At 60.8% G+C, this 14,615-nt stretch carries 12 protein-coding genes and 1 riboswitch; of the genes, 8 read left to right on the forward strand and 4 right to left on the reverse strand.

The window, feature by feature from the left end:
- Positions 1-125: 125 nt before the first annotated feature.
- From nqrF to HUW35_RS08970, 3 genes are all read right to left on the reverse strand, one after another.
- Positions 126-2,006 (reverse strand): NADH:ubiquinone reductase (Na(+)-transporting) subunit F, encoded by a 1,881-nt coding sequence (gene nqrF, locus HUW35_RS08960; RefSeq protein WP_181255216.1) that lies wholly within the window; start codon positions 2,004-2,006, stop codon positions 126-128.
- A complete protein-coding gene (locus HUW35_RS08965) occupies positions 2,003-2,734 on the reverse strand; it encodes a hypothetical protein (RefSeq protein ID WP_181255217.1) in 732 nt (243 codons plus the stop codon). The genes nqrF and HUW35_RS08965 overlap by 4 nt, the downstream gene beginning before the upstream one ends.
- Positions 2,735-2,819: 85 nt before the next feature.
- A complete protein-coding gene (locus HUW35_RS08970) occupies positions 2,820-3,536 on the reverse strand; it encodes a 4'-phosphopantetheinyl transferase superfamily protein (RefSeq protein ID WP_181255218.1) in 717 nt (238 codons plus the stop codon).
- A gap of 131 nt (positions 3,537-3,667) precedes the next feature.
- On the opposite strand from HUW35_RS08970, the gene HUW35_RS08975 reads away from it, so the two are divergent.
- The 5 genes from HUW35_RS08975 to radA all read left to right on the forward strand — a co-directional run bounded on the left by HUW35_RS08975 (position 3,668) and on the right by radA (position 11,129).
- Complete coding sequence (locus tag HUW35_RS08975) at positions 3,668-4,129, forward strand: hypothetical protein (RefSeq protein ID WP_181255219.1); 462 nt, start codon at positions 3,668-3,670, stop codon at positions 4,127-4,129.
- Between the two features lie 68 nt (positions 4,130-4,197).
- Positions 4,198-5,508 carry a TolC family protein gene (locus tag HUW35_RS08980; protein ID WP_181255220.1) on the forward strand — a complete coding sequence of 437 codons (1,311 nt, stop codon included), beginning with the start codon at positions 4,198-4,200 and terminating at the stop codon, positions 5,506-5,508.
- 84 nt (positions 5,509-5,592) lie between these two features.
- Entirely contained in the window at positions 5,593-6,462 is an 870-nt protein-coding gene (locus tag HUW35_RS08985) for an efflux RND transporter periplasmic adaptor subunit (protein WP_219932677.1), read from the forward strand.
- 10 nt (positions 6,463-6,472) lie between these two features.
- The gene (locus HUW35_RS08990; RefSeq protein WP_181255222.1) at positions 6,473-9,637 is read left to right on the forward strand and encodes an efflux RND transporter permease subunit; all 3,165 of its coding nucleotides are present in this window, start codon (positions 6,473-6,475) and stop codon (positions 9,635-9,637) included.
- Between the two features lie 97 nt (positions 9,638-9,734).
- Complete coding sequence (gene radA / locus HUW35_RS08995; RefSeq protein ID WP_181255223.1) at positions 9,735-11,129, forward strand: DNA repair protein RadA; 1,395 nt, start codon at positions 9,735-9,737, stop codon at positions 11,127-11,129.
- A 26-nt stretch (positions 11,130-11,155) separates the two neighbouring features.
- Here the strand turns inward: radA and HUW35_RS09000 are convergent, their stop codons facing one another.
- A complete protein-coding gene (locus HUW35_RS09000) occupies positions 11,156-11,539 on the reverse strand; it encodes a DUF6249 domain-containing protein (protein WP_181255225.1) in 384 nt (127 codons plus the stop codon).
- A 97-nt stretch (positions 11,540-11,636) separates the two neighbouring features.
- Here HUW35_RS09000 and HUW35_RS09005 point away from each other — a divergent pair, with 97 nt between their 5' ends.
- From HUW35_RS09005 to HUW35_RS09015, 3 genes are read left to right on the forward strand one after another with little or no spacing between them, the layout of a single operon-like run.
- Positions 11,637-12,497 (forward strand): ABC transporter substrate-binding protein, encoded by an 861-nt coding sequence (locus HUW35_RS09005; RefSeq protein ID WP_181255226.1) that lies wholly within the window; start codon positions 11,637-11,639, stop codon positions 12,495-12,497.
- Positions 12,484-13,473 (forward strand): iron ABC transporter permease, encoded by a 990-nt coding sequence (locus HUW35_RS09010; RefSeq protein WP_255463581.1) that lies wholly within the window; start codon positions 12,484-12,486, stop codon positions 13,471-13,473. Before HUW35_RS09005 ends, HUW35_RS09010 begins: the two co-directional genes overlap by 14 nt.
- A complete protein-coding gene (locus HUW35_RS09015; RefSeq protein ID WP_219932678.1) occupies positions 13,470-14,252 on the forward strand; it encodes an ABC transporter ATP-binding protein in 783 nt (260 codons plus the stop codon). The genes HUW35_RS09010 and HUW35_RS09015 overlap by 4 nt, the downstream gene beginning before the upstream one ends.
- 80 nt (positions 14,253-14,332) lie before the next feature.
- Positions 14,333-14,528: riboswitch (cobalamin riboswitch) on the forward strand.
- Positions 14,529-14,615 lie beyond the last annotated feature (87 nt).

Genomic DNA, 14,615 nt, shown 5'->3' on the forward strand with positions numbered 1-14,615 from the left:
GTGCGATAAATCTTTGCATGTCAGCCGGTTGTTCGTTGAAGCCCGAAGGTTAGGGGTTGCTATTCGCTATGGCAAGTGGACAACGGCGCGTACCGAAAGGTTTCCGGTGCGCGCCGTTTTTCCGCTCAATTGCCGAAATCATCAAATGCGATCTGCTCTTCGCGTACGCCGAGTTGCTGCAGCATTGCGATGCTCGCGCGCAGCATGGCGGGCGGCCCGCACAGATAAAACTCGCAATTGCCGATGTCCGGATGCTGGCGCAGGTAGCTGTCCGCGGCGATATCGCTGATAAAGCCGGTCGCACCCTGCCAGGCATCTTGTGGACGCGGTTCCGACAGGCCCAGCTGCCACTGGAAGTTGTCGTATTGCTGCGCCAGTGCATCGAACAGTTCCGCGTAAAACACCTCGCGCAAGTTGCGCGCGCCGTACCAGAAGCGCATTGGCCGCTGGGTGGCCTGATTGCGTAACTGGTCGACAATCATCGAGCGCAGTGGCGCCATACCCGCGCCGCCGCCAATCAGGATGATCTCGCGCTCGCTGTCCTGTACATGGAAGCTGCCAAATGGGCCACTCAACTGCACCTGATCGCCCGGCTGCAGATTGAACATGTAGCTGGAGCCGGCACCTGCGGGCAGGGTTTCCTGTCCGGCGGGCGGCGGCTGTATCCGCACGTTGAGCAGAATGGAATCATTGCCGCTCGCATCGGTGCTTTCCTGCGGTGCATTGGCCATGGAATAGGAGCGGCGCAGGGGCGATGCGTGACTGCTGCCGGCGGCGCCGAGCCAGGGCTGCCAGTCGTCGCTGTACTGTGTGTCGAGTGGCATGTCGGCGAGGCGCAGCTGGTGCGGCGGAATCTCCACCTGCACGAAGCCACCGGCGCGGAAACCGAACGGGCGCTGGCCTTGCGGCGCCAGGCGGATCTCCTTGATGAACGGGGTAAGGAAGCGGGTTTCCTGGACCTCGGCGGTGAAGGCACCGGCCTGCAATACACTGTCATCCAGTGTCAGGCGGGTGGCGGCCACGGCGCGCTGCTGACAGGCGAGGCGCTGGCCAGCTGCCAGTTGCGCTGCGGACAGCAGGGCTTTCTCGCTGCTGGTGATCGGCGCGTCGGCGTCGAGCTGTACCTGGCACAGGCCACAGCTGCCACCGCCGCCACAGTTGGAAGGCAGCTGCACGCCACTGGCGGCAAGGCCATCGAACAGGTTGACGCCGCTCGGCAATGCCAGCTCCTGCACCGGGGTGGCGGCCTGATCGAGCAGGGTTACCGCCACTTTGCTGCCGCGCAGTTTTGCCAGCAGATTGAAGTCGTGGCGGGAGAAGCTGGAAAACAGCATTACGCAGCCGGAAATGGACAGCAGCAGGGCGCCAATGCCGAAGATCACCACGAACGGATTGTTGAAATCCTGGCGCTCGGTGTAGTCCATGATGTGCAGCATCCAGAAGATGTCGAACAGCCGCCAGGTGTCGTTGCGGCGCTCGAGTATCCGGCCGTCCGCCGCGGAGATATACAGGCTGGTGTTGCCTTCGTCCGCGATATCGACACGCCACACGGGCCCGTCGTGACGGCGGGATTCCATATTCGGCTGCGACAGGCGCTGCGGCGTGCCGATCAGGCTGTCGTCACCGGCGTAGTCGTGCGCCGCAATGGCGGCGGCCATCGCCGCGTCGATGAGCAGCGGGTTACCGCTGCGGGCATCGCGCAGCTCCACGCCGTCGGTGGTCTGAATCCGGTATACCGGGCGATCGAAACCCGGCTGCAGGCGGATATCCACAACCGCCTTGTCGGCGTTGTGATACAGGTCGGCGATCTCGGCATGCGAGCGCAGCGACTCAGAGCCCGACTGGTTTACGGAAAGAACTGCGGCGGGATGGCGCTCCGCCAGATGGCGGCCGCCGACCACACTGGAATCGAGCAGCGCGAAGGCGAGGCCACTGGCCAGCCACAGTGCCAGCTGCAGGCCGATGACGAGGCTCAGCCATTTGTGTGCGATCTTGATGAAATTCATTGTGCACCTCCCGCCGTAGCCGCGGTGCCGGCCGCTTTTTCCCTGCGCGCAAAGCTGTAAAACAGCAGGATCAGGCCGGCCAGTACGCCGGTCAGGCTGACGATGGAAATCACCAGCAGCAGCGGGTTGTGGATATCGGCCCGCTCCTCGTAATCCATGATGTGCAGCATCCAGAAGAAATCGAACGCGCGCCAGTAATTGTGGCGGCGGGTGACCAGCGCTCCGGTATCCGGGTCGACATAGAAACTGGTGCCGTAGCGGTCGTCAAAGTTGACCCGCCACAGGGGCAGTGCACGGGATTGCAGCTCGGTGGGCGGGTTGTCGGTAATCAGTTCGGCGGAGACCGCAGGCAGGCTGCCGGTGTAATAGTGCTCCGCCAGCGCGCGCGCGCGGTCGCCGTCGATGGGGGACACTTGGCGGCCGCTGCGGGCGTCGATCAGGTGTGCGCCCTCGCCGGTATTTACCACATAGTAAGGGTTGCCCTGCAGCGCCTTGAGCTGGATGGATTTCACCCCGCTATAGCGCTCGAGTAATGACTGGGTGGGCGCCAGTGTGCCCTGCTCCGTCGGCAGTGGCTCGCGCAGGTTCTTGACCAGGTGATCGCCGTGGATAAAGTCCAGGTCCATCACCACCATGCAGACGCCGCTCAGGGTCCACAACAGGGCCTGGACGCCGACAAACAGAAACAGCCACTTGTGGACTTTTCTCGCTATGGATGCCGAACGCATTATTATTACTCTTTCGTCACAGCTGGATAGAAACTATACAGATGGCGTCAGTTTAGCCGCCAGATCTGGAAAAGTCTCCAAAGGCTTAGTCAAAGCCTCGGTGGATACCCTCTTGCTGTAGCTCCCCCAGCCCTGGATCGGTGCCCGCCAGCGCTACGTGCAGCTGCGTGGTGTCCGGTAGTGGATGCATGGCGTAGTAGAACTGCCACGGAGCGTCCCGGTCGGCGAGGGTTTCGTCGAACGAGACTCCCTCGCCCAGGTGGTAGCCCGCCAGGTTGATCCGCCCCAGCCCCTCGGAGATACCGGTGCCGCGGGCCTTGAAAAAGGCCTCTTTCATTGTCCACAGCCGATAAAAGTGCATGGGCATCAGCTCCAGGGGCGGCGCCTCCAGTAATGCACACTCCTGGGGGTGGAAGTAGTGGCGGGCGATACGCAGAAAATCCCGCGGTTTGCTCGGCTGCTCGATATCGATACCGACGGGCGCTTCGCAGGAGACCGCCAGTGCGATCCACTGGCCACTGTGGCTGAGGCTGAAGTGCAGGTCGGGCATCGACGCGAGTAAAGGCTTGCCGTTTTCGTTGCGGGAAAAGCTGAGAGCTTCTGGTGGCTGATCGCTGATCTTCCCCAGAACCCGGCGCAGCAGAGCGCGCCCCAGCAGAAACTGGTGGCGGGCTTCGCTATTGTGATAGCGCGCGCGACGCGCGTGTTCATCGGCAGAGAGTAAGCGCTCCAACGCTTTGGCATCGGCGCTGTCGGCGGGCACATCATTGCTGTGGAGAAGCCATACGGCGGGTAAAGTCATCGCACCTGTAAAAGCATTGGAACCATGGACTTCATGCTAATCGCTGGCACGGGATGCTGCCACCGCTTTGTTTGATTGGGCGCGATTTGTTTTAATCGGAACTCACCGCGCGACCACCGGTCTGAAATTTCATGCTGAAACCCAGTTCGATCAAGTTGTTTGGCTTTGTGCTGACCGCACTGCTGGTATTCCAGCTGGTGTCGTCGGGCTATGACAGCCACAGCGAACTGGAAGCTTCCCTGCAACATCTGCCGCCGCATCACCAGGACGCGGCGGATGGCACCCCGCACCTGGATCATGCCGAGCACCGCAATCACAGTGCTGGTGATAGTGCTGGTGATAGCGCCGGTGATAGTGCCGGGGATTCTGGTGGTATCGTTCAGCTGGAACAGGTGATGCCCGACGAGCACCAGAAGCCGGATGCCGTTCAGGACTGCAGTCACTGTTGTCACTGCCACGGCAGCTCTTCGCTGTGTTTGCCTGTGACCAATCTTATTGCCCACAACCGTACCGCCAGCCGCTGGGCTGCGGCGGTGGACTCGGACTTCGTCCACGGCTACTTTTCCACGCCTTTCCGCCCTCCTATTACCTGAATTGTTGAATTTACCGCGCAACCCGTGATTCGGGCTGCGCAATTCGTTCAATAGTTCAGGAAACCTATATGTATATTCTGACGACGCCCTCCGTCCGGCGTCTGTACGCCTGTCTGCGCGCAAAGTCTGTATGCGCACTGGTATTGCTGTTTCATCCTGCGCCCGGTACCGCGGCGGTTCTTCCTCCGTCAACTCTTTCGCTGCAGGAGGCCATGGGCCTGACGTTGCAGCGCAATCCATCCCTCGCGGTATTTGATTTTCGCGAGCGAACCCTGAGCGGTCGTGTACAGATGGCGGCGCTGCGGCCGGCGATAAATTTCGATGCCGAAATGGAAAATTTCGCCGGTTCCGATGGCAGCGAAAACGCTGAGCTTACGGTAGCGCTTTCTTCGGTCATCGAACTGGGTGGCAAGCGCGACGCGCGCGTTGCGGCGGTTAATAGCGAGCGCCTGCTGCTGGATATGGAGCGCCAGATTCAGGCGCTGGATTTACTCGGTGAGGTCACCCGGCGCTACGTCAGGGTGCTCGCCAGCAGCGAGCGGCAAGTGATGGCATCCGATGCCGTTCGTCTGGCGCAGGATACGCTCAATGCGGTGCACTCCAGAGTCGCTGCTGGCGCTGCGCCCCGTGCGGAGAAGTTGCGTGCCGAGGCCGCACTGGCGAAAACAAAGCTAGCTTTTAATGCGGTGCAAAAGCAGTTAAGTGCTGACCGCGTGGCGCTTGCGGCCATGTGGGGGGATGTCGCTGCGGAGTTCTCCGTCAATGGCTCCGCACTTTACGACGTGGGGTCTGCTGGAGATTTTGCCAGCTTCTTCCAGCTTGTGGAGGAGAGTCCGCGTCTCGCCCGCTTCGCTTCCGCAGAGCGCGTTGCCGCCGCGCAATTGCGCCTCGCCCGCACTGGCGCCAGTGCGGATATCGGCTGGTCGGTCGGTTTGCGCCAGAGCCGTGAAACCGATAGCACCTCACTGGTTGCCGGTGTCAGTGTCCCCCTGTTCTCCGGCCGGCGCGCCCGCGGAGAAATTACCAGCGCCCAGGCCGCTCTCGACGAAATAGCCCCACAGCGCGCGTCCGTTCGTCTCGATCTCTATACACAGCTACATCGCGCATTCTCACTGCGTGCCCAGGCGATCGATTCCGTGCGTCAGCTGCGCGCCGAAGTGATCCCGACACAGATGCGCGCTCTTGAGGAAACCGAGCGCTATTACCGCGCAGGTCGCTACGGCTACCTGGAATGGGTTGCTGCGCGAGAGGAGTTGCTCGATACACGCCGCGCATTAATCGATGAGGCGGCAAAGGCACTGCTGGCCGCAGCAGAAATTGAGCAGCTGACCGCAGCTTCTCTAAACGCACTGCCTGCCAGTACCGCGGTGGAAAAATAATTCAGGGTTATCGATATGTTATTAAAGATATTGAAGAGAAAACTTCGTTCTCAGATTGGCTTGTGGAGTGCGGTTTTATTATTGATGCCGGCCGGCCAGGTATTTGCCGCCGGCGGACATCGCGAAGAAAACGAACACGATGAAAAAAAGGTAGTGCAAGTCGGCGAAAAAGCATTGAAGAGTGCAGGCGTGTCCACAGATGTAACCGCCCCGAAAAAAATCGAGCGGTACCTGAAACTGTACGGAAAACTGCACCCGGAGCCGACCGCGGTCAGTCATATTCGCGCTCGCTATTCCGGTGTGGTTTCCCGGGTTAACGTGCACATTGGTGATACGGTGAAAAAGGGGCAGGTACTGGCGGAGGTGGATTCTAACGAGAGTCTGCAGGAATACCAGTTGCGCGCACCATTCGCCGGTATGGTGACCGCAAAGCATGCGGGCCCGGGGGAATACGTCAATGACCAGGTACTGTTTACCGTTGCGGATTATTCGCAATTGTGGGCGGATCTGCAGGTCTTTCCCGCACGCATGGCATCGGTCAGAAAAGATCAGCGGGTGCGGGTCATTGCCGGGGATCACGTATACGCGGGCACCGTGCGCAGTGTGGTGCCGGGCAGTGAGAATTCTCCCTACGCCCGTGCCCGTGTTCTGGTAGACAACCACGACGGTAGCTGGGCGCCGGGTATTTTTGTTGAGGGGCATGTCGAAGTGGCCACAGCCGAAGTGCCGCTTGCGGTGGATAAACGGGCGCTGCAGTCACTGGATGGTGATACCGTGGTGTTCGTGCAGCATGGCCCTGGCCGCTTTGAAGCGGTGCCGGTTGTACTGGGGGCACGTGGTAAACAGTTTGTGGAAGTGCGCAGCGGGCTGAAACGTGGTGCGCGCTACGCGGTGGAAAACAGTTATCTGCTGAAAGCGGAACTGGAAAAATCCACTGCTGAACATACGCATTAAGGGGGATAGCATGATAGAACCCCTATTGCGTTTTTCCATCGAGCGTCGGGTGCTGCTGCTTTGCAGTAGCCTCATCATCGTTGCACTCGGGCTCTGGAGCTATCAACGCCTGCCCATCGATGCGGTGCCGGACATTACCAATGTGCAGGTGCAGATCAATACACAAGCCGCTGGCTATTCACCGCTGGAGGCGGAGCAGCGGGTAACCTTCCATGTGGAAACGGCGCTCGCGGGCCTGCCGGGGCTGGCCTATACGCGCAGTCTCTCCCGCTATGGCCTGTCGCAGGTCACAGCGGTGTTTCACGAGGGCACCGATCTCTATGTTGCCCGCAATTTGGTGGCGAACCGCCTGGCGTCCATTCGCAATGAGTTGCCGGCGGGACTGGAACCGAAAATGGGGCCGATTGCCACCGGCCTCGGGGAAATCTTTATGTACACCGTTACTGCCGACGCCCAGGCGCGGCAGGAAAACGGCAGGCCCTACGATATTACCGCGCTGCGGGAAATCCAGGACTGGATTATTCGCCCGCAACTGGCGCTGGTGCCGGGCGTAACCGAGGTCAACACCATCGGTGGCTACCGCAAGCAGTTTCACGTAACCCCGGATCCGCGCAAGCTGCTGAGTTTTGGAGTGCGCATGGAGGATGTGGTCAGTGCGCTGCAGCGCAATAATCAAAACCGCGGAGCGGGGTTTGTCGAGCGTGGTGGCAGCCAGTTGCTGGTGCGTTCACCCGGGCAGCTGGAAACCATAGCCGATATCGAAAGCGTGGTGGTTAAAGTGCCGGGAACTGCTAAGGATGGCAGCAGCGCGACGCCGGTAACGGTTGGCGACCTCGCTGACGTTGCCATCGGCCGCGAGCTGCGTACCGGTGCGGCAACGCAAAATGGTGACGAAACCGTGCTGGGTACGGCAATGATGCTGGTGGGGGAAAACTCCCGCGCAGTCTCTGAAGATCTCGCAATGGCATTGCAAGATATACAGAGTTCACTGCCGGCAGGTGTGCGCGCCGAGGCCGTGTACAACCGCACCACGCTGGTGGACAAGGCCATCGCCACGGTACAGAAAAACCTGCTGGAAGGCGCGCTGCTGGTCATCGCGGTGTTGTTCCTGATGCTGGGCAATATCCGCGCGGCTCTGATTACCGCAGCCGTCATTCCACTGGCGATGCTGGCCACCCTCACCGGAATGCGCGCCACCGGCGTATCCGCCAACTTGATGAGCCTCGGTGCGCTGGACTTTGGTCTGATCGTGGACGGTGCGGTGATTATTGTGGAAAACGCCATCCGCCGGCTGGCGCAGGCATCGGCGGGCGACAAAGCGGAGGCGTTACCGTTACAGCAGCGCCTGCACGTTGTGTTCAGTGCAACCAACGAGGTGATCCGGCCGAGCCTGTTCGGCGTGCTGATTATCACATTGGTTTATATCCCGCTATTTACCCTTACCGGTGTGGAAGGGAAGATGTTCCACCCCATGGCGGCGACGGTGGTGATGGCGCTGCTGGCGGCGATGGTGTTCTGCTTTACCCTGGTGCCTGCGGCGGTAGCGGTGTTTCTGCGTGGTCGCATTCAGGAGCGGGAGAGCTTTGTGGTACGTGGATTGAAAAGCGTGTACCGACCAGTGCTGATGCTCGCGTTGCAGCTGCGCTGGTTGGTGGTCTCCCTGGCAATGTTGCTGGTACTGCTGTGCGCCTGGCTGGCGATTTCTCTGGGATCCGAGTTTGTGCCGCAACTGAACGAAGGCGATGTCGCCCTGCATGCATTGCGCGTCCCGGGTACTGGCCTTGAGCAATCGGTGGCGATGCAACGACAGCTGGATCAGGCGCTGTTGGCTTTCCCGCAAGTGCAGCGAGTGTTTTCCAAAATCGGTACCCCGGAAGTGGCGACAGATCCGATGCCGCCCAATGTGGCGGATACCTTCGTCATTCTCAAGCCGAAATCGGAGTGGCCGGACAGCGCGCTTTCTCGTACGGCATTGCTTGAACAGTTGCAGGATGCTGTGGAACAGGTGCCGGGCAATAACTACGAATTCACCCAGCCAATCCAGATGCGGTTCAACGAACTGATCTCCGGGGTGCGGGCAGACCTGGGAATAAAAATCTTCGGGGATGACCTGGGCAATTTGCGCAAGTCTGCGGAGGAAATTCTTGCCGAGGTGCGGGAGGTTGAAGGTGCTGCGGATGTGCGTATCGAACAGATTGACGATCTGCCGGTGCTCTCGATCAAACCCAAGCGTATCGCCCTGGCCCAGTTTGGCCTCGATCTCCAGGCGCTGCAGGAATTGATCGCCGCGGCCATTGGAGGGGAGTCCGCCGGGCTGATCTACGCGGGCGATCGCCGTTTTGAACTGGTGGTGCGTTTGCCCGAACCTCTGCGCCGGGATATCGATGGCCTCACCTCGCTGCCGCTACCGCTGCCCTCCGGAGGCTTTGTGCCTCTAGAGGAGGTTGCCTCTGTGGAATGGGTGCCGGTTCCGGGGCAGGTCAGTCGCGAGAACGGCAAGCGCCGGGTGGTAGTCACGGCCAATGTGCGCGGCCGGGACCTGGGTTCGTTTGTGCGTGATGTGCAGGAAAAAGTTGCCGATTCGGTACGGTTGCCGCCGGGCTATTGGCTCGATTACGGCGGTTCCTTCGAACAGTTGCAGTCAGCCAGTGAGCGTTTGTCTGTGGTGGTACCGTTGACTCTGGTGATGATTCTGGCGCTGTTGCTGCTGGCTTTCGGCTCGTTGAAAGATGCGCTGATTATTTTTACTGGAGTGCCGTTGGCATTGACCGGTGGGGTATTGGCGCTGTGGCTTCGGGATATGCCGCTGTCGATTTCTGCGGGCGTCGGATTTATCGCGCTCTCCGGGGTGGCGGTACTGAATGGTCTGGTGATGCTGTCGTTTATTCGCGAGCGCTGGCGGGAGAGTGGCGAGTTGTATACGTCGGTGGTGGACGGCGCGATGTTGCGCCTGCGGCCAGTGCTGATGACGGCGCTAGTGGCGAGTCTCGGGTTTGTACCGATGGCTCTGAATACGGGCACCGGCGCGGAGGTGCAGCGGCCGCTGGCGACAGTGGTGATTGGGGGAATTATTTCCTCTACGCTGCTGACTCTGGTGGTATTACCGGTGTTGTACCAGTGGGTGCATGGGCGGATTCGGGGCTCTCAATTTTCCTCAGCCTTGACGGAGGGGTAAACTGCAGGCCTTGTTAGTGGCTCGAAGCAGGTTTTTGGCGCCGCCACTTTCCCCGATTGGGGCCCCTAAGACTGCACAATGAATCGAGGGAAACACCTTGGCCAAAAAATCCAAAACCGCATTTGTCTGTAATGAGTGCGGAGCCGACTACAGCAAATGGGCAGGCCAGTGCGGTGCCTGTGGGGCGTGGAACAGTCTGAGTGAAGTGCGACTGGGGCCGGCGCATACGGACAGCCGCTCTGCCAACTTTACCGATGCCCAGGCCGGCTACGCCGGCGCCGCAGGGCAGGGCAGGGTGCAGAAGCTTTCCGAGATCGACCTCAGCGAGTTGCCCCGTATCCCCACCAATGCCAGTGAGCTGGACCGGGTGCTGGGTGGTGGGCTGGTGCCCGGGTCGGTGGTGCTGATTGGCGGGCATCCCGGAGCGGGCAAGTCCACGGTGCTGCTGCAGACCCTGTGTCACCTCTCGCAAACCCTGCCGGCACTGTATGTGACCGGTGAGGAATCCCTGCAGCAGGTGGCCATGCGCGCCAAGCGCCTGGGCCTGCCGGCGGACCACCTGCAGATGCTGTCCGAGACCAATGTCGAGCAGATCTGCCTTACCGCCGGTGAAGTGAAACCCAAGGTGATGGTGGTGGATTCCATCCAGGTCATGCATATGGCCGAAGTGCAGTCCGCGCCGGGCTCTGTGGCGCAGGTGCGTGAGAGTGCCGCCTACCTGACCCGCTACGCCAAGCAGACCGGCACCGCGCTGATCCTCGTCGGCCACGTGACCAAAGACGGCAGCCTCGCCGGCCCCAAGGTGCTGGAGCACATCATCGACTGCTCGATCATGCTCGAAGGAACCCACGACTCCCGCTTCCGCACCCTGCGCGCGCACAAAAACCGCTTCGGCGCGGTGAACGAGCTGGGGGTGTTTGCGATGACCGAACAGGGACTGAAAGAAGTCTCCAATCCATCTGCGATTTTCCTGCAGCGCGCCGATGAGATTGCCGCCGGCTCGGTCGTCACCACCATCTGGGAAGGCACGCGGCCGCTGCTGGTGGAGTTGCAGGCACTGGTGGATGACAGCAGCCTAGGCAATCCGCGCCGGGTAGCGGTGGGCCTCGACCAGAATCGCCTGAACATGCTGCTGGCGGTGTTACACCGTCACGGTGGTGTTTTGGTGGGTGACCAGGATGTATTTATCAATGTAGTGGGCGGTGTGAAAGTCATGGAGACCAGCGCCGACCTGACACTGTTAGTTTCGGTGGTTTCCAGCTTCCGCAATCGCCCCCTGGCCAGGGATATGGTGGTGTTCGGTGAGGTGGGCCTCGCCGGAGAGATCCGCCCGGTGCCATCGGGCCAGGAGCGCTTGCGGGAGGCCGCCAAGCACGGTTTCCGCAAGGCGATCGTGCCTGCGGGCAACCGCCTTAAAAATGATATCGACGGCATGGAAGTGATTGCGGTCAAGACCCTGGCCGAAGCACTCAATGCCATCGAAATGAGCTGAGCGCAGACGGCGACGGGTCTCTCTGATCAGGCGACCTGGGTGTGGGTGAAGCGGTGCATGGCCAGGTATCCAAGGCCGATGGCCAGCGGCAGTGCGGCAATGGCCAGGATGGCGAAGAAGGCATGATTGCTGGGATCCGGGACGCAATAGCCGAACAGGGCCATACCCGCGGCAACGGCGATCCAGACAATCCCTCTGCGCACATCCTTCAGCGGGTGCGGTTTGTTGCTGGCCCCCATCTGCTCAATGAGTTCCGGAGACAGTTGCATACCGTTTTCCATAGCCATGCGCACGGTTTGCTGTACTTCCAGCGCTCGTTTGTTGCGGAAGTACAACACCATCCACAGCGAAGTGCCGATCAGTAGAAAAAAGCCGAAAGGAACCAGCAGTGCCAGGGTGCCTTCATTCATGTTGTGCTCCAAAGTTGGTTATTAGGGATGTGTTATTAACAGTTCATCGTTGGTACCAGTAGGATGCGCCGGCGCCATGGTTTGGATGCAGATGAAAATGGAACTCTACAGAGAGCCAGGAGCCGGCCTGCGGCTTCTGCGCTCGATAGCAACAGCGGTCCTGTTGCAGGTGCTGGTCTCTGTACCTGTCGCGGCTCAGGAGCGAATTGCCTCTCTCAATCTGTGCATGGATCAGATGCTGCTCCAGTGGGTCGCACCGGAGAGAATCGTTTCAGTAACCTGGCTGTCCGGAGAGCGGCACTATCAACGGGCGCCCTTGCCTGAGCACCTGTACCTGAACCGGGCGCAGGCGGAAGAATTGCTGCCGCTGAAGCCCGATCTGGTATTGACCGGCCAGTATGGCGCCCAGCGTGCGTCTCACCGTCTGGAACAGCTGGGCTTGCGCGTGGTGCGGATTCCCGACGCCTACAACCTGGCGCAGCTGCAGCAGCAACTGGCATCTCTGCAGCAGGCCCTGGGGGAATTGCCGGGGTTGCGGCAGCAGCGGAGCCAGCTAAAGGCGCTGCTGCAACAAATACCCGAGGCCGCTGCGGGTAATCCCGGTGCCCTGATCCTCTCGGCGAATAACATCACCTACGGCGACGGCATGCTTGAGCATGAGTTGTTGACCCGCGCGGGATTTACCAACCTGGCCGCGCAACAGGGTGTGCAACAATTGGGTCGGGTAAGCCTGGAACAGGTGATTGATGCCCGGCCCGAGCTGCTGGTTTTCTATGGCGGTGAGCAGGACTTTGCTATCGCCCATCTGGCGGAACGCCACCCAGTGTTGCGTGAATATATTGAGGCGGGCAGGGTATACCGTTTGCCGCAGGAGCTGGGTTTTTGCCCGGCACTGGCCGCTGTGGAAGTGCTGCAGCAGCTGATGGAAAAGAGAAAAGAAATTGTTGGCCAACCGTAATGTAATTCTGATCCTTATCGCCTGTGCGCTGCCCTTGGCCATGTTGGCGGCGTTATCCAGCGGCCCGGTATCGATTGACCTGGCGGCAGCGCTCGCCGATGGCTGGAACAGTGACAGCAGCGATGCGGTCATTCTCTGGCAATTGCGCCTGCCGCGGGCGGTGCTCGCCATTGTAGTGGGTGCGGCACTGGGGCTGGGGGGCGCGGCCATGCAGGGCATGTTGCGCAATCCGCTCGCGGAGCCCGCGCTGCTGGGCGTCAGCAGTGGTGCGGCACTGGCAGCGATTTTGGTGCTCTACTACGGCGCCGCGGTGAGTGGTTACCTGCTGCCAGCGCTGGCAATAGTGGGTGCGTTGCTCGCTGTGGGCAGTGTATGGCTGTTGGCGGGCCATGGTGCCAGCGCTACTCGCCTGGTACTGGCGGGCGTGGCGATCAATGCGTTTTTGTCGGCACTGATGGCGCTGGCATTGAACTATGCACCGAGCATGTTCGCCATGCAGGAAATCGTTTTCTGGTTGCTCGGTTCGCTCGCCAATCGGGGCTGGGATCAGGTATTGCTGGCGTTGCCCTTTGTGGTTCTCGGTGCGGTATTTCTGTTTTTTGCCCGCAACTACCTGCGCGCACTTTCTCTCGGCGAGGCCAGTGCCGCTTCCCTGGGGTTTGCCGGTCGTCGTTACCCCTTGCTAGTACTGTTTGGTATTGCCTTTGCGGTTGGGGCTTCGGTCGCGGTAGCGGGCACCATCGGCTTTATCGGTCTGGTGGTTCCACACCTGATGCGGCCACTGGTGGGCCAGGATCCGGGGCGACTGTTGTGGGCCAGTGCCCTTGCCGGTGCGCTGTTGTTGCTGCTGGCGGATGTGCTTGTATTGAACACCGTGGGTACCCAGGAGCTGCGGATCGGCGCGGTGACCGCTTTTATCGGAGCGCCCTTCTTTTTCTGGCTGATTGTGCGTAGCCGGCGGGGAGTGAATCTGTGAGCGAGCAATATCCGCAAACCCTGCGCTGTCGCGGTCTCGGGCTCGGCCGCCATCACCGGCAGGTACTGGAAGGCATCGACTGTACTATCAGTCCGGGTGAGCTGACCGCGGTGATCGGTCCCAATGGCGCCGGCAAGAGCAGCCTGCTGGCTTGTCTGGCGGGGGTGTTGCAGAACACGGCCGGGGAGCTTTCTGTCAATGAGCGCCCCTGCGCGAATATCCCCCGGGGCGAATGGGCAAAACGTTGCGCCTTCCTGCCACAGCAGGAAAGCCCCGCCTGGAGTATGCCCGCAGAGGATCTTGTCGCGCTGGGACTGCTGCCCTGGGGGCGAACTATCACGCGCGCACAGCGGCAAGCCCGGGTGGCGGCGGCGCTGCAGCAGGTGGACGCCCTGGATCTTGCCCTGCGCCCGGTAACGCAACTTTCCGGAGGTGAGTTGCGCCGTGTGCAGCTGGCGCGGCTGTTGGTGGGCGATGCCCCCACGCTGATTGCCGATGAGCCGGGTGCGGCACTGGATATTCGTCACCAGCTGCAGCTGATGGAAACGTTTCGCCAGCAGGCGGACGCGGGTAAAACCGTGATCCTCGCGATACACGACCTGGGCCTCGCTGCCCGCTATTGCGATCGTGTCCTGCTGCTGGAGTGCGGCCAGTTGCGCGCTCAGGGAACCCCGGAGGAAGTGCTAACCTCCGCGCAGGTGGCGGAAGTGTACGGTGTCCGCAGTGAGTTCCGCTGGCGCGACGGCCGGCCCGAGTTTGTTGCCGGCGACCTGATTTAGCACGGCGTTCTCCCTCCGCCCTTTGCACAATACTTTGCGCAGTCCTTCCGGCAATCCTTCCCGCAAGGCCCGCATTCTGTATAATCGCGCCGACTCCAGGTGCCCAGCAGCCAAAGTCGCCACAAGCGACTGGCTTGGTTGGGTTAAACGGGAAGTCCGGTGATCGCTGAACACAACAGCATTTACAATCCGGCGCTGCCCCCGCAACGGTGATTCGTTTTCTGCCAAGTGCATGGAACGATAAGCCCGATACCGGCCTCGAGCACACCAACTACGATAAAGCGGAGGGCTTTGTCTGGGCTTGTTCTTGGGGGCCGGTTTCCCGCGCCCGTCTGTGCTTCTCGCCCAAATCTCCCCTCCCTC

This window comes from Microbulbifer sp. YPW1 (genome assembly GCF_013367775.1).
GTDB lineage: Bacteria > Pseudomonadota > Gammaproteobacteria > Pseudomonadales > Cellvibrionaceae > Microbulbifer.